This is a genomic window from Pseudomonas sp. NY15437, assembly GCF_048068435.1.
GTDB lineage: Bacteria > Pseudomonadota > Gammaproteobacteria > Pseudomonadales > Pseudomonadaceae > Pseudomonas > Pseudomonas nitroreducens_B.
Genome location: NZ_JBLUQC010000001.1, coordinates 172,489 through 190,943 on the forward strand (window position 1 = coordinate 172,489; position 18,455 = coordinate 190,943).

At 64.3% G+C, this 18,455-nt stretch carries 16 protein-coding genes; 4 read left to right on the top strand and 12 right to left on the bottom strand.

Going from position 1 to position 18,455, the window contains the following annotated elements; translation table 11 throughout:
• Window positions 1-85 precede the first annotated feature (85 nt).
• Window positions 86-514 (top strand): UPF0158 family protein, encoded by a 429-nt coding sequence (locus tag ACNFIA_RS00820; RefSeq protein WP_259758839.1) that lies wholly within the window; start codon window positions 86-88, stop codon window positions 512-514.
• 336 nt (window positions 515-850) lie between these two features.
• Here ACNFIA_RS00820 and ACNFIA_RS00825 read toward each other — a convergent pair whose 3' ends face one another.
• Genes ACNFIA_RS00825 through mexA form a run of 3 tightly spaced genes read right to left on the bottom strand, consistent with a single transcriptional unit; the run spans window position 851 to window position 6,626 of the window.
• Window positions 851-2,311: an AdeC/AdeK/OprM family multidrug efflux complex outer membrane factor gene (locus tag ACNFIA_RS00825; protein ID WP_416782553.1), complete on the bottom strand. Its 1,461-nt coding sequence runs from the start codon at window positions 2,309-2,311 to the stop codon at window positions 851-853.
• Window position 2,312: 1 nt separating this feature from the next.
• A complete protein-coding gene (locus ACNFIA_RS00830) occupies window positions 2,313-5,453 on the bottom strand; it encodes an efflux RND transporter permease subunit (protein ID WP_259758835.1) in 3,141 nt (1,046 codons plus the stop codon).
• Window positions 5,454-5,468: 15 nt separating this feature from the next.
• Window positions 5,469-6,626, bottom strand: coding sequence for a multidrug efflux RND transporter periplasmic adaptor subunit MexA (gene mexA, locus ACNFIA_RS00835; RefSeq protein WP_416782554.1), 1,158 nt, complete (start codon window positions 6,624-6,626; stop codon window positions 5,469-5,471).
• 269 nt (window positions 6,627-6,895) lie between these two features.
• On the opposite strand from mexA, the gene ACNFIA_RS00840 reads away from it, so the two are divergent.
• Window positions 6,896-7,330: a MarR family winged helix-turn-helix transcriptional regulator gene (locus tag ACNFIA_RS00840; protein WP_259758830.1), complete on the top strand. Its 435-nt coding sequence runs from the start codon at window positions 6,896-6,898 to the stop codon at window positions 7,328-7,330.
• Window positions 7,331-7,381: 51 nt separating this feature from the next.
• On the opposite strand, the gene ACNFIA_RS00845 is transcribed toward ACNFIA_RS00840, so the two are convergent.
• The 3 genes from ACNFIA_RS00845 to ACNFIA_RS00855 form a co-directional block, all read right to left on the bottom strand.
• Complete coding sequence (locus tag ACNFIA_RS00845) at window positions 7,382-7,957, bottom strand: YceI family protein (RefSeq protein WP_259758828.1); 576 nt, start codon at window positions 7,955-7,957, stop codon at window positions 7,382-7,384.
• A 28-nt stretch (window positions 7,958-7,985) separates the two neighbouring features.
• Complete coding sequence (locus tag ACNFIA_RS00850) at window positions 7,986-8,540, bottom strand: cytochrome b (protein ID WP_416782555.1); 555 nt, start codon at window positions 8,538-8,540, stop codon at window positions 7,986-7,988.
• Window positions 8,541-8,717: 177 nt separating this feature from the next.
• The gene (locus tag ACNFIA_RS00855) at window positions 8,718-10,205 is read right to left on the bottom strand and encodes a flavin monoamine oxidase family protein (RefSeq protein ID WP_259758824.1); all 1,488 of its coding nucleotides are present in this window, start codon (window positions 10,203-10,205) and stop codon (window positions 8,718-8,720) included.
• Between the two features lie 180 nt (window positions 10,206-10,385).
• Here ACNFIA_RS00855 and ACNFIA_RS00860 point away from each other — a divergent pair, with 180 nt between their 5' ends.
• Together ACNFIA_RS00860 and ACNFIA_RS00865 are read left to right on the top strand one after the other, a co-directional pair.
• Window positions 10,386-11,789: an adenosylmethionine--8-amino-7-oxononanoate transaminase gene (locus ACNFIA_RS00860; RefSeq protein ID WP_416782556.1), complete on the top strand. Its 1,404-nt coding sequence runs from the start codon at window positions 10,386-10,388 to the stop codon at window positions 11,787-11,789.
• A gap of 114 nt (window positions 11,790-11,903) precedes the next feature.
• Entirely contained in the window at window positions 11,904-12,623 is a 720-nt protein-coding gene (locus ACNFIA_RS00865; RefSeq protein WP_259758821.1) for a 16S rRNA (uracil(1498)-N(3))-methyltransferase, read from the top strand.
• Window positions 12,624-12,853: 230 nt separating this feature from the next.
• Here ACNFIA_RS00865 and ACNFIA_RS00870 read toward each other — a convergent pair whose 3' ends face one another.
• The 6 genes from ACNFIA_RS00870 to ACNFIA_RS00895 all read right to left on the bottom strand — a co-directional run bounded on the left by ACNFIA_RS00870 (window position 12,854) and on the right by ACNFIA_RS00895 (window position 18,447).
• A complete protein-coding gene (locus ACNFIA_RS00870; RefSeq protein ID WP_416782557.1) occupies window positions 12,854-13,597 on the bottom strand; it encodes a hypothetical protein in 744 nt (247 codons plus the stop codon).
• Complete coding sequence (locus ACNFIA_RS00875; RefSeq protein WP_416782558.1) at window positions 13,587-14,696, bottom strand: hypothetical protein; 1,110 nt, start codon at window positions 14,694-14,696, stop codon at window positions 13,587-13,589. The genes ACNFIA_RS00870 and ACNFIA_RS00875 overlap by 11 nt, the downstream gene beginning before the upstream one ends.
• 39 nt (window positions 14,697-14,735) lie before the next feature.
• Window positions 14,736-16,352, bottom strand: coding sequence for a hypothetical protein (locus ACNFIA_RS00880; RefSeq protein ID WP_416782559.1), 1,617 nt, complete (start codon window positions 16,350-16,352; stop codon window positions 14,736-14,738).
• Between the two features lie 95 nt (window positions 16,353-16,447).
• Window positions 16,448-17,059: a LysE family transporter gene (locus ACNFIA_RS00885; protein ID WP_416782560.1), complete on the bottom strand. Its 612-nt coding sequence runs from the start codon at window positions 17,057-17,059 to the stop codon at window positions 16,448-16,450.
• Between the two features lie 73 nt (window positions 17,060-17,132).
• Window positions 17,133-17,933, bottom strand: a complete 801-nt coding sequence (locus ACNFIA_RS00890; protein ID WP_416782561.1) for a helix-turn-helix domain-containing protein — start codon at window positions 17,931-17,933, stop codon at window positions 17,133-17,135.
• A gap of 7 nt (window positions 17,934-17,940) precedes the next feature.
• On the bottom strand, window positions 17,941-18,447 hold the full coding sequence (locus tag ACNFIA_RS00895) for a chemotaxis protein CheW (RefSeq protein WP_416782562.1): 507 nt from the start codon (window positions 18,445-18,447) through the stop codon (window positions 17,941-17,943).
• Window positions 18,448-18,455 lie beyond the last annotated feature (8 nt).

Here is an 18,455-nt window from a genome sequence, read left to right on the forward strand (position 1 = left end):
GTGTGCCCGCGCCGGCCGACATAAGCAGGACAGCTGTCATGCGCATGGCGTAGGATCGGTCACTCGCCATATAGGGAGAGTGACCATGCGCCCGCTGACCATCGACCTCGACGAACTGGCCTTCGCACTCGACACCCAGGGTATCGATCACTACCTCGACCTCTTCAGCGGCCAGGTGCTGCTGATTCCTGAAGACGATCCCGACCCGGAACTGGCCGAACTGCTGCACCGCGAGCCGGAGCGCCTGCTGCCCATCGAACCGCTGAGCAGCGGCCAGTCCCTGGACCTGATGCGCGACTTCCTGCGCGAAGTCCCCGAGCCCCACGCCTATTCCGCCCTGGCCAATGCGGTGGAGGGGCGCAAGCCGTTCAAGGCTTTCCGCCATGTGCTGATGGGCTACCCGGAGCTGCTCCAGGCCTGGTACGACTACCAGGGCGAGCGCCTGCGCGAATGCGCGCTGGACTGGCTGGCTGACAACCAGATCCAGCCGGCCGGCCGCGGCGCGATGCTGTAGGTTGGCGGTTCGCGAGCAAGCTCGCTCCTACGAAGAGCACGCCGTGCTGGCGTATAACCCGCCACATTATCTGCCACGTCGGTGGCGGATAACGCCTTCGGCGTCATGCGCCCTACACGTCAGCGCGGTTCACAGCCTGTAGGAGCGAGCGTGCTCGCGAACCCGCCATGATCCGGCAGGAGCGCCCCTTGGGCGCGGTCGCGGGCATGGCCCGCTCCTGCACTCTCGCCGTGCTCATCGGCGGTGTCCCTTCGCGAACCGCAACCGGACCGCCACGGATGCACCAACAAAAACGCCGCCCCGAAGGGCGGCGTTTTTCGTTCCAGCCGGTGAGGATCAGCCCTTGGGCGCCTCGCTGGAGATCGGCTTGGCGTCTGCCGCCGTCGCCTGCCAGCCGCCGCCGAGGGCCTTGTACAGGTTGACCTCGCTGGTGAGCTGGTTGAGGCGGTCGGTGATCAACTGCTGCTGGGCACTGAACAGCGAGCGCTGCGCGTCGAGCAGGGTGAGGTAGTTGTCCACACCGGTGCGGTAGCGCTTGTCGGCCAGGCGGTAGTACTCGCTGCTGGCGTCCACCAGCGCGCGCTGCGCCTGCAACTGCTCGTTGAAGGTGCCGCGCGCGGCGAGACCGTCGGCCACCTCGGAGAAGGCCGTCTGGATGGCTTTCTCGTACTGCGCCACGTTGATGTCCTTCTGCACCCTGGCCAGGTCCAGGCTCGCCTGCAGGCTGCCGGCGTTGAAGATCGGCAGGGTGATCGACGGCTTGAACAGCCAGCTGCCGGAACCGCCGTCGAACAGGCCGGACAGGTCCGGGCTGAGGCTGCCGGCGTTGGCGGTCAGGCTGATGCTGGGGAAGAACGCCGCCCGCGCCGCGCCGATGTTGGCGTTGGCCGCCTTGAGCTGGTGCTCCGCCTGGAGGATGTCCGGGCGGCGCTGCAGCAGGTCGGAGGGCAGGCCCGCCGGCACGGTAGCCAGCAGTTCGTCACCCAGGCCGCGGCCCTGCGGCAGGTCCGCCGGCAGGCCGGAGCCGAGCAGCAGCACCAGCGCGTTCTGGTCCTGCGCCACCAGGCGGGTGTACTGCGCCAGGGTCGCCCGCGCGCTTTCCACCGAGGTCTGCGCCTGGCGCAGGTCCAGCGCCGAGGCCACGCCGACGTCATAGCTGCGCTTGGTCAGGTCGTAGCTCTTCTGGTAGGTGCCCAGGGTGTCGCGGGTCAGCTGCAGCTGGGCCTGGTCGGCGCGCAGCGTCAGGTAGGCGTTGGCGACGTTGGCCACCAGGCTGGTCTGCGTGCTGCGACGGGCCTCTTCGCTGGCGAAGTAGGTTTCCAGCGCCTGGTCACGCAGGGCGCGCAGGCGGCCGAACAGGTCGAGCTCCCAGGAGGTGACGCCCAGGGTCGCGCCGTACTGGCTGCTGATCATCGAGCTGCCGGTGGTCGACAGGTCGGCCGGCAGGCGCTGGCGCGAGCCGGTGACGCTGGCGTCCACCGCCGGGAACAGGTCGGCCCGCTGGATGCGGTACTGCGCCCGGTAGGCTTCAATGTTCAGCGCGGCGACGCGCAGGTCGCGGTTGTTTTCCAGCGACACTTCGATCAGTCGCTGCAGTTGCGGGTCCTTGAAGAACTCGCGCCAGCCGATGTCGGCGCCGGCCGTTGCCGGTTGCGCCGCAGCGTGGGCCTCGCCCTGGGGGTAGGCCGCGGCCACGGGCGCCTCGGGGCGCTCGTAGTCGGGGATCAGCGAGCAGCCGGACAACACGACGGCTGCAACAGCCCATGACAAAGAGGGCAACAGTAAGGACTTTCTCATATCAATGCCCCTTCTCGGTGGATTCCTGTTCCCTGGACGCCGGGTCCTTGAACAGGGTACTGACCACCACGTAGAACAACGGCACCCAGAAGATCGCCAGGACGGTCGCGGTGACCATGCCGCCGATCACGCCGGTACCGATCGCATGCTGGCTGCCCGAGCCGGCGCCGGTGGAAATCGCCAGCGGCACCACGCCGAGGATGAAGGCCAGGGAGGTCATCACGATGGGGCGCAGACGCATCCGGCAGGCCTCGATGGCCGCCTCGACGATGCCCTTGCCCTGCTCGTGCAGTTCCTTGGCGAACTCGACGATCAGAATCGCGTTCTTCGCCGACAGGCCGATGGTGGTCAACAGGCCCACCTGGAAGAACACGTCGTTGGACAGGCCGCGCATGGAGGTCGCCAGCAGCGCACCGATGACGCCCAGCGGCACCACCAGCATCACCGAGAACGGGATCGACCAGCTCTCGTACAGCGCCGCCAGGCAGAGGAACACCACGATCAGCGACAGTGCGTAGAGCGCGGGCGCCTGGGAGCCGGACAGACGCTCCTCGTAGGACAGGCCGGTCCAGGAGTAACCGACGCCCTTGGGCAGTTGCTTGACGATGTCCTCGACCGCCGCCATGGCCTCACCGGTGGATCGGCCCGGGGCCGGTTCACCGAGGACTTCCATGGCCGGCACGCCGTTGTAGCGCGCAAGCTTGGGCGAGCCGTAGCTCCATTCGCCGGTGGCGAAGGCGCTGAACGGCACCATCTCGCCGGCGCTGTTGCGCACGTACCACTTGTCCAGGTCTTCCGGGCTCATCCGCGCGTTCGGGCGGCCTTGCAGGTAGACCTTCTTCACGCGACCGCGGTCGATGAAGTCGTTGACGTAGTTCGAACCCCAGGCGATGGAGATGGTGCTGTTGATGTCCGCCAGCGAGATGCCCAGCGCACTGGCCTTCTCGTCGTCGATCAGCAGCTTGTACTGCGGCTCGTCGTTCAGGCCGTTGGGACGCACGCGTTGCAGCACCGGGTTCTGCGCGGCAAGGCCGAGGAACTGGTTGCGCGCCTGCATCAGTACGTCGTGGCCGACGCCCGCCTGGTCCTGGAGGAAGATGTCGAAGCCCACGGCGTTACCCAGTTCGAGTACCGCCGGCGGGGCGAAGGCGAACACCATCGCATCCTTGAAGCTGAAGAAGTGCTGCTGCGCGCGCTGGGCCAGCGCGAACACGCTGTTCTCCGCGCCCGGACGCTCTTCCCAGGGCTTGAGCATGATGAACGCCATGCCCGAGCTCTGGCCGCGGCCGGCGAAGTTGAAGCCGGTCACGGTGAACACCGAGGCCACCGAGCTGCTTTCCTTGTCCAGCAGATACTCGCGCATCGAGTCCACCACCACCTGGGTGCGCTCGGCGGAGGAACCGGCCGGGGTCTGCACCTGGGCGAACAGCACGCCCTGGTCCTCGTCGGGGAGGAACGCGGTGGGGATGCGGGTGAACAGGTAGACCATGCCGCCCAGGATCAGCACGTACATCAGCAGGTACGGCACGCGGTGCGAGAGGATCGACTTCACGCCGCGCTCGTAGCCGTGGGTGGTGGAGAGGAAGGCACGGTTGAACCAGCCGAAGAAGCCGCGCTTGTGCTCGCCGTGGTCGCCCTTCTCGATGGGCTTGAGCATGGTGGCGCAGAGCGCCGGGGTCAGCACCAGGGCCACCAGCACCGACAGGGCCATGGCCGAGACGATGGTGATGGAGAACTGGCGGTAGATCACCCCGGTGGAGCCGCCGAAGAACGCCATCGGCAGGAACACCGCCGAGAGCACCAGCGCGATGCCCACCAGCGCGCCCTGGATCTGTCCCATGGACTTGCGCGCCGCCTCGCGGGGCGACAGGCCTTCCTCGGCCATCACCCGCTCGACGTTTTCCACCACCACGATGGCGTCGTCCACCAACAGGCCGATCGCCAGCACCATGCCGAACATGGTCAGGGTGTTGATCGAAAAGCCGAAGGCGGCGAGTACGCCGAAGGTGCCCAGCAGGACCACGGGCACGGCGATCGTCGGGATCAGCGTGGCGCGGAAGTTCTGCAGGAACAGGTACATCACCAGGAACACCAGCAGGATCGCTTCGCCCAGGGTCTTAACCACCTCATGGATGGAGGCGGAGACCACCGGCGTGGTGTCGTACGGGTAGACGATCTTCATGCCCTGCGGGAAGAACGGCTCCAGCGTGCTCAGGGTCGCGCGGATCGACTTGGCGGTGTCCAGCGCGTTGGCGCCGGTGGCCAGCTTGATCGCGATACCCGAGGCCGGCTTGCCGTTGAACTGGGCATTGATGCTGTAGTCCTGGCCGCCCAGGGCGACGTCGGCGACGTCCTTCAGGCGAACCTGAGAGCCGTCGGCGTTGACCCGGAGCAGGATGTTCTTGAACTGCTCGGCGCTCTGCAGGCGGGTCTTGCCGATGATCGTGGCGTTGAGCTGCTGGCCCTTGACCGCAGGCAGGCCGCCCAGCTGGCCGGAGGAGATCTGCACGTTCTGCGCCTGGATCGCCGTCTTCACGTCGCCCGGGGTCATCTGGTAGCTGTTGAGCTTGGCCGGATCGAGCCAGATGCGCATCGCGTACTGCGAACCGAACACCTGGAAGTCGCCCACACCGGCGGTCCGCGACAGCGGGTCCTGGATGTTGGAGACGATGTAGTTCGACAGGTCTTCCTTGGTCATGCTGCCGTCGGTGGAGACGACGCCGACCACCATCAGGAAGTTCTTCACCGCCTTGGTCACGCGGATGCCCTGCTGCTGTACTTCCTGCGGCAGGAGCGGGGTGGCCAGCTGCAGCTTGTTCTGCACCTGGACCTGGGCGATGTCAGGGCTGGTGCCCTGGTCGAAGGTCACGGTGATGGTCATGCTGCCGTCGGAGTTGGACTCCGAGGAGATGTAGCGCAGATGGTCGAGACCGTTCATCTGCTGCTCGATCACCTGCACCACGGTGTCCTGCACCGTTTCGGCGGAGGCGCCCGGGTAGCTCACCTGGATGGCGATGGCCGGCGGCGCAATGGCCGGGTACTGGTTCACCGGCAACTTGAGGATCGACAGACCGCCCGCCAGCATGATCACCAGGGCGATCACCCAGGCGAAGATGGGCCGGTCAATGAAAAACTTCGACATGACGAATCCCCTTGATTAACCCTGCTTGGCCGGTTGTGCGGCGGCGGGTTGGTCGGCAGCCCCGGCGGTGGGCGCCACGTTCTTCGCGGGTACGGCCTTGGCCTGGGCGCCCGGCTGGACGTACTGCAGGCCTTCGGTGATCAGGCGATCGCCCGGCTTCAGGCCATCGCTGACCAGCCAGTAGGCACCCACGGTGCGCTCGGTCTTGAGGGTGCGCAGCTCGACCTTGTCTTCGCCGTTGAGCACCAGCGCCGTCGCCATGCCGCGGAAGTCGCGGGTGACGCCCTGTTGCGGCGCCAGGATGGCCTGCTTCTTGATGCCCTCTTCCAGCTGCGCATGCACGAACATGCCCGGCAGCAGTTCCTTGTTCGGGTTGGGGAAGATGGCGCGCACGGTCACCGAGCCGGTGCCCTGGTCCACCGAGACCTCGGAGAACTCCAGCTTGCCCTCGATCGGGTATTCGGAGCCGTCTTCCAGGTACAGCTTGACCTTGGCGGCGTTGTCGCCGGCCTTCTCCAGCTGCCCGGCGGCCAGCTCGCGGCGCAGGCGGATCAGCGCAGTGGAGGACTGGGTGACGTCGACGTAGATCGGGTCCAGCTGCTGCACGGTGGCCAGCGCAGTGCTCTGGCCGTTCTGCACCAGGGCGCCCTCGGTCACGCTGGAGCGGCCGATGCGGCCGGAGATCGGCGAGTAGACCTTGGTGTAGCGCACATTGATCTTCGCGTTGTCGACGGTGGCCTTGGCCTGCAGGTAGGCGGCCTGGGCGTCGGCGTATTGCTGCTTGCTCACCGCCTCGTCCTTGACCAGCTCCTTGTAGCGCTCGGCCTGCTGCTGGGTGGACACCAGGTTGGCCTGGGCACTCTGCAGGGTCGCTTCGTAGGTGGCCGGGTCGATTTGGTACAGCTGCTGGCCTTCCTTGACGTCGCTACCTTCCTTGAACAGGCGCTTGAGGATGATGCCGTTCACCTGCGGGCGAACCTCGGCAATCCGATACGCAGTGGTGCGGCCCGGCAGTTCGGTGCTCAGGGTCACCTCCTGCGGCTGCAGGGTGACCACCCCGACCTCGGGAATCGGCTTCTCCTGCGGAGCCTGGGGTTTATCGCAGCCGGCAAGAGTGGCCATGGCGACGAGCAGGGCCGGAACCAGGGCGCGCATGGCTGGCTTTCGTTGCATATCGTTGTCCTCGTGAGCAAAGCATCCGGTGTGGCGGTGGGCTTGCCGGTCCGGAAAGCTGGCAAAAATACTTACATTCAGCTCTGTTTGTAAACGTCCGAAAGCCCTGAGGGAAAACTACTGAAACGTTTTAGCCAATGGCCGATATCGCAGTAGGTTTCCCGCAAGGCAGTCGCGGCGACGCACAAAGTTGATAACATCAACTAAAATACGAAAAAATGGTTGATCTGATCAACCGGATTTACACAAGGTTTACCGTGAGCGAGCCGATGACCCACACCGTGAATCCCGACCTGCCAACGACGCTGATGGAGGTCTTCGACCACTTGCGCGTGAGCCTGCAGGACGAACTGTGCGCGGAAGGCATCGCCCTCACGCCGCCGGACATCCGCCTGCTCGAACTGATTGGCGCCGATGCCGGGCAAAGCCTGCAGAGCCTGGGCCGCAAGATGTGCCGCGACAAGGCCCTGGTGACCCGCAAGATCCGCGAGATGGAGACGCTCGGCCTGGTTCGCCGCGAGCGCAACCCTGACGACCAGCGCAGCTTCCAGCTGTTTCTCACCGACGCCGGGAGCCGCATCGACGAACGCACCCAGGCGATCCTCGCACGCACTCATGACAGTCTGTTCGCACCGCTCAATGATGAGGAACAGCGTACCCTCGCCCGTCTGCTTCGCCAGTGCCTGCACGGTCGCAGTGACTAGGATCACAAACGAAAACGCCGGCATTCGCCGGCGTTTTCGCATTCCTGCGTCTTACTGACGCACCCCTTCGACCGACAGGGTCAACTCGACTTCCTGGGAAGCCGGGCCGAGGTCGCGCTGGATGTTGAAGTCCTTCAGCTTGAGGGTGGTGGTGCCGAGGAAGCCGGCGCGGTAGCCGCCCCACGGGTCATCGCCCTGGCCGATCAGTTCAGCCTTGATGGTGACCGGCTTGGTCACGCCATTGAGGGTCAGGTTGCCGGTGATTTCAGCATTCTTGCCATCGGCCTTCACGGCGGTGGACTCGAAGGTCGCGGTCGGGTTCTTCGCGACGTTCAGGAAGTCCGGGCTGCGCAGGTGCTTGTCACGCTCGGCGTGGTTGGAGTTCACGCTGTTGGTGTTGATGGTGACCTTGACCTTGTCGGCGGACGGGTTCTTCTCGTCGAAGGTGAAGGCACCGTCGAAGTCGTCGAAGCGGCCGTACAGCCAGCTGTAACCCAGGTGCTTGATGCGGAACTCGATGAAGGCGTGCTGGCCTTCCTTGTCGATCTTGTAGTCCGCGGCCATGGCCTGGCCAGCGGAGAACAGGGCGGTACCCAGCGCCAGAGCGGCGAACGTCTTCTTCAGCATTGAAGCAATCTCCCTTTGAGGTGAGGTGTTATTTCGCGGCACGACCGAGCATGCGCACCAGGGTCGCGTCGCGGTCGAAGAAATGGTGTTTGAACGCCGCCAGGGCGTGCAGCACGGCCAGCACCACCAGGGTCCAGGCCAGGTACAGGTGGATCGCGCCGGCAACGTCGGCCTGGTCGGTGAGGCCGCTGAGGGTGGCGGGCACGTCGAACCAGCCGAACACGCTGATGGGTTTGCCCTCGGCGGTGGAGATCAGGTAGCCGGCGATGATCACGGCGAACAGCAGCGCATACAACGCCAGGTGGCCGAGCTTGGTTGCCAGGCGGGTCGCCTGGCCGTGGCTGGCTGGCGCTGGCGGCGCCGGGCTGATGAAGCGCCAGAGCACGCGGACGATCAGCGCGATGGCCAGGAGGATACCGATGCCCTTGTGGATTTCCGGCGCGCGGTGGTACCAGGTGTCGTAGTAGTCCAGTTCGCGCATCCACAGGCCCAGGCCGAACAGGCCGAAGACCACCAGCGCGCTGCCCCAGTGCAGGAACAGGCTGACCAGTCCGTAGCGAGCGGGGGAATTACGCCATTGCATCGATCGACATCCTTGAAAACGGGAATTCAAGACTAGCGGTTAATCCATCGAATAAAAGCAGAAAAATCTGCTTTGAAACATCGACTGACAAGATAGATCCCCGGCCTGAAACACCCGCCCCAGAGCCAGAAACGACAATGCCGGCTTACGCCGGCATTGTCGATGGAACGGGTTCGATCAGAACGGCAGCCAGGACATGATGCCCTTCTTCTCGCCCTTCTCGGCCGGCTTGTCGCTGGCGGCCGGCTTGTTCTCGGCGATCATCGCCTTGCCTTCGAGCACCGGCGTCTTGCCGGCGTACAGGTCGCGCACCTGGGCGGCAGCGCGCTTGCCGCTGCGCAGCGCGCCTTCGATGGTGCCTGGATACAGCGCGTCGGTGTGCTCGCCGGCGAAGGCGACGCGGGACACCGGGGTTTCCCATACGCGCCAGAAGCGGCTGATCTGCCCCGGGCCGTAGGCCAGGTAGGAACCGCCGGTGCCGGCGTCGGTGCTGTAGCGACGCATTTCATAGCCGTCGTAGGCGCCGCGCATCTTCGGGTAGTACTTGTTCATGCGGATCAGCACCTGCTCGGAGAGCTGGCGGTCACCGAAGGCCTGCATCACGCGGGCGTTGTCGCCGGACAGGTTGATCAGCACGTTGGCGCCGCCCTTGGTCGCGGGCTCGACCCAGATCATGCCCAGGCCCTGGTCGCTGTAGATCTCGCCGGACAGGCGCGACTTGTCGTCCCACACCGGGCGTTTGAACTTCATCAGGATCTGGTCGCGCCAGCCGTAGTTGGTGCCCTTGAGCGCCGCCAGTTGCTTCTCGTTCAGGCCCGGAGTCAGGGTGATGTTGCCCAGCGCGCGCAGCGGCACGGCCAGCACCAGGTAGTCGGCGGTGTAGCCGGTGGGGCCGACCTTCACGGTCACGCCGTCCTTGTCCTGGTTGATCGCGGTGACCTTGGCGTTGGTCTTGATGGTCTTGATCTGCTTGACGAAGGCCTGGGCCAGCACCTGGCTGCCGCCGGGCAGGCGCGCGGCCCGCAGGTCGCGGTCGTCGACGCCACGGTACACACGGCCCTGCTGGGCGAGGTAGAGCAGCGACAGGCGCGACGGTTCGTCGTAGTGCGAGCGGATGCGCTGGTTGACCAGCAGACGCGCGGTGGGCGACAGGTTCAGCTTGTCCAGCCAGCGTGCGGCGGTGAGCTGGTCGAGGGCGAACAGGGTCTTGTTCGCCAGCGGGTTGAGCGGGTCGTCGATGGACGCGGACAGCTCGTTCAGGGACTTCTCGAAGCGCTCGAGGTCCGCGGCGACGGCCGGCATCTTGGTCTTCAGGTCGGCGCTGGTGTAGTAGACGCCGTCGATCAGGTAGCTCGGGGTACGCACGAACTCCGGCGCCGGCACCGAATTCACCTTCAGGGCATCCAGGTAGCCGTTGAGGGTCGGCTGGGCCTTCTTGTTGCCGATCCACTCGCTGGTAGCCAGGCCCGAGCGGCCGCCCACCTGCGGCTTGGCTTCGAGCAGGGTGACCTGCCAGCCCGCCTGCTGCAGCTCATAGGCCGCGGAAAGACCGGCGAGCCCGCCGCCGACCACAATGGCGGTCGGCTGTTTGTCCTTGCCCAGCGCCACTGCGCTGAACACCCCCAGAGCAAGCAACGCGGCAGCGCGCAGCCATCCCATTTTCATCGCCGGAATTCCCCGAATTGGTGCAAAAGCGCGAAGCATACGTGAGCGCCTGAAAGCCGAATAGCCATGTTGGTCGGCTGCCAGCGGGATGTGTCGTAGGACGCGTCCTTGTTCATCTCAAGTGCATTGCATAGGCTTGCCGCCCAGAGCGAGCCGACAGTGACGAAGAGGAGTACCGCCATGGGCCTGAATGCCGAGTGGATGCAGCGCGATCTCGAGGTGCTGTGGCACCCCTGCACCCAGATGAAAGACCACGAACGCCTGCCGGTGATCCCGATCCGCCGCGGCGAAGGCATCTGGCTGGAGGACTTCGAAGGCAAGCGCTACCTGGACGCGGTCAGCTCCTGGTGGGTCAACGTCTTCGGCCACGCCAACCCGCGCATCAACCAACGCATCAAGGACCAGGTGGACCAGCTGGAGCACGTGATCCTCGCCGGTTTCAGCCACCAGCCTGTGATCGAGCTGTCCGAGCGCCTGCTGCGCCTGGCGCCGGCCGGTTTCTCCCGCGTCTTCTATGCCGACAGCGGCTCGGCCGGCATCGAAGTCGCGCTGAAGATGAGCTACCACTACTGGCACAACCTCGGCCAGCCGGAGAAGAAGCGCTTCATCACCCTGACCAACAGCTACCACGGCGAAACCGTGGCGGCGATGTCGGTGGGCGACGTGGCGCTGTTCACCGAGACCTACAAATCGCTGCTGATGGACACCATCAAGGTGCCGACGCCCGACTGCTACCTGCGCCCCGAGGGCGTGAGCTGGGAAGAGCACTCGCGGACGATGTTCGCCGCCATGGAGCAGGCGCTGGAGCAGCATCACCAGGAGGTGGCGGCCGTCATCGTCGAACCGCTGGTGCAGGGTGCCGGCGGCATGCGCATGTACCACCCGGTCTACCTCAAACTGCTGCGCGAGGCGTGCGACCGCTACGGCGTGCACCTGATCCACGACGAGATCGCCGTGGGCTTCGGCCGCACCGGCACCATGTTCGCCTGCGAGCAGGCCGGCATCACCCCGGACTTCCTGGTGCTGTCCAAGGCGCTCACCGGCGGCTACCTGGCGATGAGCGCGGTGCTCACCACCGACAAGGTCTACCAGGCCTTCTACGACGACTACGCCACCCTGCGCGCCTTCCTCCACTCGCACACCTATACCGGCAACCCGCTGGCCTGCGCCGCCGCTCTGGCGACCCTGGACATCTTCGAGCAGGACAACGTCATCGAGGCCAACAAGGCCCTGGCCGCCAGGATGGCCAGCGCCACCGCGCACCTGGCCGACCACCCGCACGTCTCGGAAATCCGCCAGACCGGCATGATCCTCGCCATCGAGATGGTCCAGGACAAGGCGACGAAAACCGCCTATCCCTGGCAGGAGCGCCGCGGCCTGAAGGTCTTCCAGCACGGCCTTGCGCGCGGCGCGCTGCTGCGCCCGCTGGGCAGCGTGGTGTACTTCCTGCCGCCGTACATCATCACCCCCGAGCAGATCGACTTCCTCGCCGAGGTCGCCAGCGAAGGCATCGACATCGCCACCCGCGACAGCGTCAGCGTGGCCGTCAGCGAACGCTTCCCCGAGCACCGCGACCCGGGTTGATGCGCCTGCGGCGAGCAACGAGCCGCAATCCATACGCCGATAGCAAAAGCTTCGAGCTGGCGCTAACTGGCTTTATGCTTGCGGCTTTCCCCTTGCAGCTTGTAGCGATCAGCCATGCGCCTTTCCCGCTTCTTCATCGACGCCCCGCTCTCCCTCGGCCAGCACGAACTGCCCGAAGCCCAGGCCCACTACATCGGCCGCGTGCTGCGGCACACCGCTGGCGATGCCGTGCAACTGTTCGACGGCTCGGGCCGCGAGTACCTGGGCGAACTGATCGAGGTGGGCAAGAAGAACGTCCGCGTGGAACTGCGCGAAGCCTTCGACGGCCAGGCCGAGTCGCCGCTGCGCGTGCACCTGGGCCAGGGCCTGTCCCGCGGCGAGCGCATGGACTGGGCGATCCAGAAGGCCACCGAACTGGGCGCCAGCGAAATCACCCCGATCGTCAGCGAACGCTGCGAAGTGCGCCTGAAGGACGAACGCGCCGACAAGCGCATGGCCCACTGGCGCCAGGTGGCGATCAGCGCCTGCGAGCAATGCGGCCGCTCGGTGCTGCCGGTGCTCAACGCGCCGATCACCCTCGCCGACTGGTTGGAAAGCTGCGAAGCGCAGCTCAAGCTGGTGCTGCACCCGGTGGCCGAGCCGCTCACCAGCCATGACAAACCGTCCAGCCTGGCCTTCCTGATCGGCCCGGAGGGCGGCTTGAGCGAGGCGGAAGTGGAACAGGCCAAGGGCGCCGGCTTCCACGCCGCGCGACTGGGTCCGCGTGTGCTGCGCACCGAGACGGCGCCGGTGGTGGCGCTGAGCGTGGCGCAGCAGCTGTGGGGAGATTTCTAGGGTCGAGATCCGCGCTCGCCGAAAAGCCCCTCACCCCAGCCCTCTTCCAAGGGGAGAGGGAGCAGATTGTGCCGGCTGATGATGCGCTTCCCGCCTGCTCCGAACGGTCCCCTATCCCTTGAAGAGCACTAGGGGGAGGGCACGCCGGCAGCGCCGATGCTCGCGAGGCGTTTGTGCAAATGATGTCTGCAACCTGAGCCAAAATGAATTCTATTGAACAGCCCGGCCCCCTATTTTTTCCCCACTTTAATGTACGAGCTACTTGGGCACTCATACCCGCCATCCTTATCCCCCCCGGCGGAGAACAGGTACTTCATAGATTTTGAAATATCGAACATAAGATCATACGTAATTACATACCCATCCGCGGAGACTTGATCAGGGTAAAATCTTCTATCGGAAAAAGATATCGTCTCTCCATATAGGCAGGACTCGCGCATAAGCAAGGTGCCTTCGTTTCCCGCCCAAGAAGAGACGCCCTCAAATACTTGCACAAGCTCGCCATCTTTCCCATACACCGCAACACCAGCGGCCAACTCAGTTCCAGTCGCGTCGCGCTCAATATACCCGGGATACAAGAAAACAACAAAATATCCTTTTTTTCCAGACAACACCTTAACCGGGACTACATCATCATTTAGCACCTCTTGCATTTCTTTTGGCCCATACCACACCGAAGATTTAAGAAGGCGATCAGGAAAGCAGTCTGAAGCCAAATTTACAGATTTGACTCTAGATTTAATATTCCTAACAATCGACTCATGATCAATCTCCCCTCGGCCTACCGGAGGGAAAACATTAAATATCCTATATACACTTATCCCAACCGGACCTTTCAAGGAAACCGACAGGTCCTTTAGCCTCTTTTCACAGGAGGCCAATTTACTGGCTCCTGACTCGGAACCAAAAGCCTCCTTTACTGGGGAAAAAGCAACTATCAGAGCGAAAATTAATAACAAAAAATCAATCCTCATATTTAATCTCTCTAAAATCAGGCTGATACCTACCAACATGAAGGTGATGATGATGCCTAGGATAATGAGCTGTTCGCGGAAGTAACTTATCCACTCCACTCAACCTATACCTCCACGCCAACATCTGTTTCCAACCAAACTTATATAGAGCATGAATAAACTCTGACTGTCGAAACTCATCCAACAATTCCGGCCTTTCAGAAAGATCCAAACTCCCTCCGCTTCGGTCGAGCCTCAAGAATCGAAAATCTCCGTTCTGTCCATTTATATGCGACTTACTTTCATTTCCAGGCGATCCGTCTCTTAAGCTAAACCCGGTACACACCACATCCGGAAACCTAACTTCCATAAGCGCCCCGATCAAACTGGCCAGCGCCGGCATGCTCATATACTTTCTTGACGTACCAGAGAACTCAAACCCAAATTTCCTAGCCGAATTAGAGCCCAACTCACTTATATCAACCAAAAAAACCTTGCCGACACCCGGCGTTCCTATTTTCTCCCATCGGCCCGCCTCTATCGCCTTAAACACCCCAAAATCATGCTCAACCCCCTCTTTATCCACATAGATATACCGGGCCGAGTCAGGCTTCTGCTCCGGCGATAGATACCGCTCGATCGTTCCGTTCTGATAGATCCGGTAGGTGTTCTCCCTAGGTTTCTTGAAGGCTGTCACCAGCCCTATCGGGTGCAGGTGGTAAACCTTGCCGTCCGCTGGCAACCCCACTCTGCCCGCCACCTGGGCCCACCAGCAGAGCTGTTCAACCCGCCCCTTCTCGGCAGCCCAATTCAGATGAGGTGTCGAGGTGGTATGGCCAAGTATTTCGTCCAGGTCATCCAGCTTCTGTGGGCGGTAATGCCATTCGCTTTCGTACCGCACCACCAGCTGCGAAATAGATTGCGCCCTGGCGGGAATGCCTAGCGCAGCGCGAATTTCATTGATGCTGAGTTGCCCGTCGCGGTTGTTGTCGATAATGTCGTACAGACGGCTCTGCACCGGCCCTTGATCCCAGGCATCGATCTTCGGACGGAAGCGGTCCTGATCATCGTCTGTCAGCCGACCCTCCTTGTTGAGACGATAGGCGAAACTGTGTTCCATCGGCCCATAATCGTGGATGAAATCGTATCCCTCCCAATGCTAGGGGCTGACCCACGGCGTGACGCCGACGTTTTCGCAAACCCAGCCGTCCAGAGGTTTGCCGCCGTCATCGTTGAGTAGTCCTTCGAGCCGGTACCAGTTGTGTGTGGGCGTGTCTTCCGATGTCACGACGCGCTTGAAGTCAGCGGGCAGCCCTTCAAGCAGGCTGCGGGGTACCAACAAGTCATTTCCCGCCGGCGGTCCAATTTCGCCCAACACGGGCGGACCGTCTTCACGTGGTGCGATTACCGGGGTTCCACGGGCAATCTTCAGCCAGCCCTTTTCCTGCTCGGGCAAACGCTGCGCCCAGGCGCGACTGGCTTCGAGGAACTTCGGTAGGTTGTCGGCCGTGAAGGTTTCCAGGTGCAGCTTACGAATAGGCGAGGTGTCGCTGTTGCTCTGGTAAGGGCCGATATGGCCAATCAGGTCACCGGCCTTGATCGGAACAGGCTGGTCGAGCACTACGACGCTCCCCAGTTGCTGCGGAGCGATGATTGGCTCCAGCGCTTCAAAACGCACATAGCCTCGTGGGGTTTGGTAGGCATCGACGCTGATCTCGGCATCTTCCGGCCCTGCCGGAATGACGCTTTCCAGCTTGCGGTATTCGCCCTCCCCGCTGATGACGATCTCGGCACCACGTGGCAAAGTTGCCAGAACATCGCTTTGAGCATCGGCACTGGCATGAACGTTCAGCCGGTCGCTCTGTTGCAGGCCCAAGGCATTGCTAGTTATCCGATCTTCGCCGCCGACGCGCTCTACATCTCCAGTCCGGATGTAGGCGCGACCCTTTTTGATGGGCTCGGCCAGTTCGGGAACGTCCACGCCCAGCACGCTTTGCAACCGTAAAAAAGCCAGATCGTAATAGGTGACCTGCACAGATGTGCCGCGAGGGAGAGTTGCCAGTATTTTGCTGCCCGGTCTGGCGTCAGCTTGGACCGAAGCGCCCAATGGCCCGCGATCGGTGGTATCGGCCTTGACCCGGTAGCTACCCGCCCGCCAAAACGCAGGACGCGGCTGGGTCGGGTCGGCCTGGTAACTTGCCCAGTCCTCCAGATGCATGTAGTGGCTGTAGAAAGCCAGTTGCGGTGGTGCATCGGTGCTTCCCGCTATTATCGGTGCTTCGAGGCGATGGCGCACCAGCACGAAGGCCGAGGCGAAAGGTGCATCGACCGTGATGCCGCGCGCCGGGAAATAGGTTGTTTCCGGGTTAGTACCTGGAATCCGGTAGGCGACTACCTCGCCATCGGCAAGGCAGCGGACGCTGGACTGATCGACGATGCCAGCGGTGCCTGGATCGAAGTGCACCCCGCCATGCCACATGCCGTTGAGGCCTACAGGGTAGTAACCAGCAATAGCCTTGGACAGGTTGGTCAGTTGAGTCAGTGGGTTGGATTTGTCTCGGAAAGGGTGAGACCAGTGCTTTAGCGGTGGCAAGTTGTCGAGCGCTGGATGAACGGGCTCGGGAATGGGCTTGGCCGAGGCTGGCCCCGCGGGCCTGGGAGCTGCTGGCCATGGCGGGGGTTCCGCCGGTCGACTCGGCCGGGGGCGCGGGGGCTTGCTACGATTGCGGTACTCGTCCTTGAGGCCCTCATAAATGTCTCGCAGAAACTGAAGCATGGCAGGCGTCCTTGTCCGGAAAGGAGCCTGCATGGGAACAACTTGGGCAAGGAGCCGCTATTCGGACGCTTCCCAAAGCGGGTAGCGAAGCAGCGTCAGACGCCCCGCACCGCCAACCCCGCCAGCACCAGCAGCACGACCCCGCACAACGCGTGGCTCACCCGGTGCCAGCGTGGCGAGGCGTTGCGTCGGAGCCAGTCCACCAGCGCGGCGCAGAGGAAGCAGCAGAGCACCGAGGCGGTCATGAAGCCGGCGAAGAACACCAGCGAGTCCGCCAGCGTCGGCACGCCGTCCACCAGCCCGGCCATGGCGCCGCCCAGGGCGCCCCAGTAGACGATGTTCTTCGGGTTCGACAGCGACAGCATGGCCCCGGAAGCGAAGGCGCCGGCGTGGTGTTCGGCGCTGTCGCCCTCCTCTACCCCGCCAACCTGGCGCGCATCGCGCAGGCTCTGCACACCTAGCCAGGCCAGGTAGGCCGCGCTGGCCAGGGTCAGCGGCAGGCGCAACGTCTCGTGGCCCAGCAGCAGCGCTAGCCCGGTCAGGCCGATCAGCGCCCACACCGCGTCACCGATCAGCGAGCCGAACTGCACCAGCAGCGCCGGGCGGAAGCCGCCCTTCAGGCCGCGGCGCAGGGTTTCGGCGAGGACCGCGCCGGGCGACAGGCAGAAGACGATGCCGAACAGCAGCGCGGCGAAAAAAAGGGTCATGGAGCGGCTCCGGACAGGATGACGATGGGGCGATTCTGCCCGGGCGGCGGCCGCCGGACTTGAACTGGATTGCTCAGCGCAGGGCGCGCTGGAAGTGCCCTGGCGACACGCCGTAGGCCGCGCGGAAGTGCCGGTTCAGGTGGCTCTGGTCGGCGAAGCCCAGCTCATGGGCCACCACGGTGGCCGGCAGGCCGGCGCGCAGCAGGGCCTGGGCGCGGCGGGTGCGCAGTTGCATCGCCCACTGCCGGGGGCTCAGGCCCACCTGTTTCTGGAAGCTGCGCAGCAGGTGGAAGCGCGACAGTCCAAGGTAGGCCGCCATCTCGTCGAGGCTGGGTTGGCGCGCCAGGTCGGCGGCCAGCCAGTCCTGCAGGTCGGCGATCCGCCCGCCCTGCTCCACCGCCTCCTGCGGCAGGCGCACGCCCGTGGCGCGGGCGATCTCGGCCAGCAGCAGGGTCAGTCGCTCTTCGCCCCGCTGACGAACGAAGCTGTCCTCGCCCAGCACGCGCTCCGCGGCGTCCGCCAGGGCAGCGGCTAGGGTCGGCAGGCGGCGGCAGGGGCGTTCGAATTCCAGGCGTTGCAGGCCGAGCATCGCCGCCAGCGGGTCGGGCGCGACGTAGAGGCTGACGAATTGCCAGGGCTGCCCCTCGGCAACGCCGCCGCCCTGGATCTGGCCGGGGTTGTAGGTGGTGACGGCACCGGGGCCGGCCTCGAAGGTGCGGCCGTCCAGCCAGACGCTTTCCTCGCCGCGCAGGTTGGCGCTGATGACGAATTCGTCGTGGCTGTGGCGTTCGAAGCGATGGCCGCCGAGGGTGGCGCCGGCCACCTCGAAGCCGGGTTGCTCGCCCAACTGGGCGAGGCGCAGGCCGGCGCTCATGGCGGGCTCAGATCAGGCCGGAGTCGGCCAGCTTCTGTTCCAGCGCGACCAGGTCGGGGATGCGCGCCTGGGCGTCGCCCAGGTCCACCGCGTCCAGCTCCAGCGGTGCCAGCGCCACGTCGGCGCGCTTGAGGTCACCGCCGACTTTCACCGAGCGCGGGATGCCCTGCACCAGCAGGGCGAAGAACTTCACGTTGGGCCGCCCACCCAGGGCGTTGACCACGATCACCCGTGCACCGGGGCTGACTTCGGCCTGACCGTCGGAGGCCGCCTCGAAGGACAGCAGCGGCAGGCGCAGGTCGCGCCAGGCCACCTGGCCCAGGTACCACGACGGCAGGCCGTCCACCGGGTGCGGCGCGCGGTAGGTGATCAGCTCGGCCACCGCCACGTTGGGCAGCAGCAGGTTGCGGTCGGCCAGCGGCACCAGCAGGGCCGTCAGGCTGCCAGGGGCTGCGTTGGCCGCGGCGCCGTTGGCAACGGCGGTGCTGGCATTGGCGACGGGAAGATCACTCATCGGGCCTT

Excerpts from the sequence above, each read along its gene's own strand:
- ACNFIA_RS00890 (WP_416782561.1), bottom strand. The coding sequence starts at position 17,933 with ATGAGCGCCGGCCTGCGCCTCGCCCAGTTGGGCGAGCAACCCGGCTTC.
- ACNFIA_RS00850 (WP_416782555.1), bottom strand. The coding sequence starts at position 8,540 with ATGCAATGGCGTAATTCCCCCGCTCGCTACGGACTGGTCAGCCTGTTC.
- ACNFIA_RS00860 (WP_416782556.1), top strand. The coding sequence starts at position 10,386 with ATGGGCCTGAATGCCGAGTGGATGCAGCGCGATCTCGAGGTGCTGTGG.
- mexA (WP_416782554.1), bottom strand. The coding sequence starts at position 6,626 with ATGCAACGAAAGCCAGCCATGCGCGCCCTGGTTCCGGCCCTGCTCGTC.
- ACNFIA_RS00825 (WP_416782553.1), bottom strand. The coding sequence starts at position 2,311 with ATGAGAAAGTCCTTACTGTTGCCCTCTTTGTCATGGGCTGTTGCAGCC.
- ACNFIA_RS00845 (WP_259758828.1), bottom strand. The coding sequence starts at position 7,957 with ATGCTGAAGAAGACGTTCGCCGCTCTGGCGCTGGGTACCGCCCTGTTC.
- ACNFIA_RS00870 (WP_416782557.1), bottom strand. The coding sequence starts at position 13,597 with ATGAGGATTGATTTTTTGTTATTAATTTTCGCTCTGATAGTTGCTTTT.
- ACNFIA_RS00895 (WP_416782562.1), bottom strand. The coding sequence starts at position 18,447 with ATGAGTGATCTTCCCGTCGCCAATGCCAGCACCGCCGTTGCCAACGGC.
- ACNFIA_RS00820 (WP_259758839.1), top strand. The coding sequence starts at position 86 with ATGCGCCCGCTGACCATCGACCTCGACGAACTGGCCTTCGCACTCGAC.
- ACNFIA_RS00855 (WP_259758824.1), bottom strand. The coding sequence starts at position 10,205 with ATGAAAATGGGATGGCTGCGCGCTGCCGCGTTGCTTGCTCTGGGGGTG.
- ACNFIA_RS00880 (WP_416782559.1), bottom strand. The coding sequence starts at position 16,352 with ATGCTTCAGTTTCTGCGAGACATTTATGAGGGCCTCAAGGACGAGTAC.
- ACNFIA_RS00830 (WP_259758835.1), bottom strand. The coding sequence starts at position 5,453 with ATGTCGAAGTTTTTCATTGACCGGCCCATCTTCGCCTGGGTGATCGCC.
- ACNFIA_RS00865 (WP_259758821.1), top strand. The coding sequence starts at position 11,904 with ATGCGCCTTTCCCGCTTCTTCATCGACGCCCCGCTCTCCCTCGGCCAG.
- ACNFIA_RS00885 (WP_416782560.1), bottom strand. The coding sequence starts at position 17,059 with ATGACCCTTTTTTTCGCCGCGCTGCTGTTCGGCATCGTCTTCTGCCTG.
- ACNFIA_RS00875 (WP_416782558.1), bottom strand. The coding sequence starts at position 14,696 with ATGGAACACAGTTTCGCCTATCGTCTCAACAAGGAGGGTCGGCTGACA.
- ACNFIA_RS00840 (WP_259758830.1), top strand. The coding sequence starts at position 6,896 with ATGACCCACACCGTGAATCCCGACCTGCCAACGACGCTGATGGAGGTC.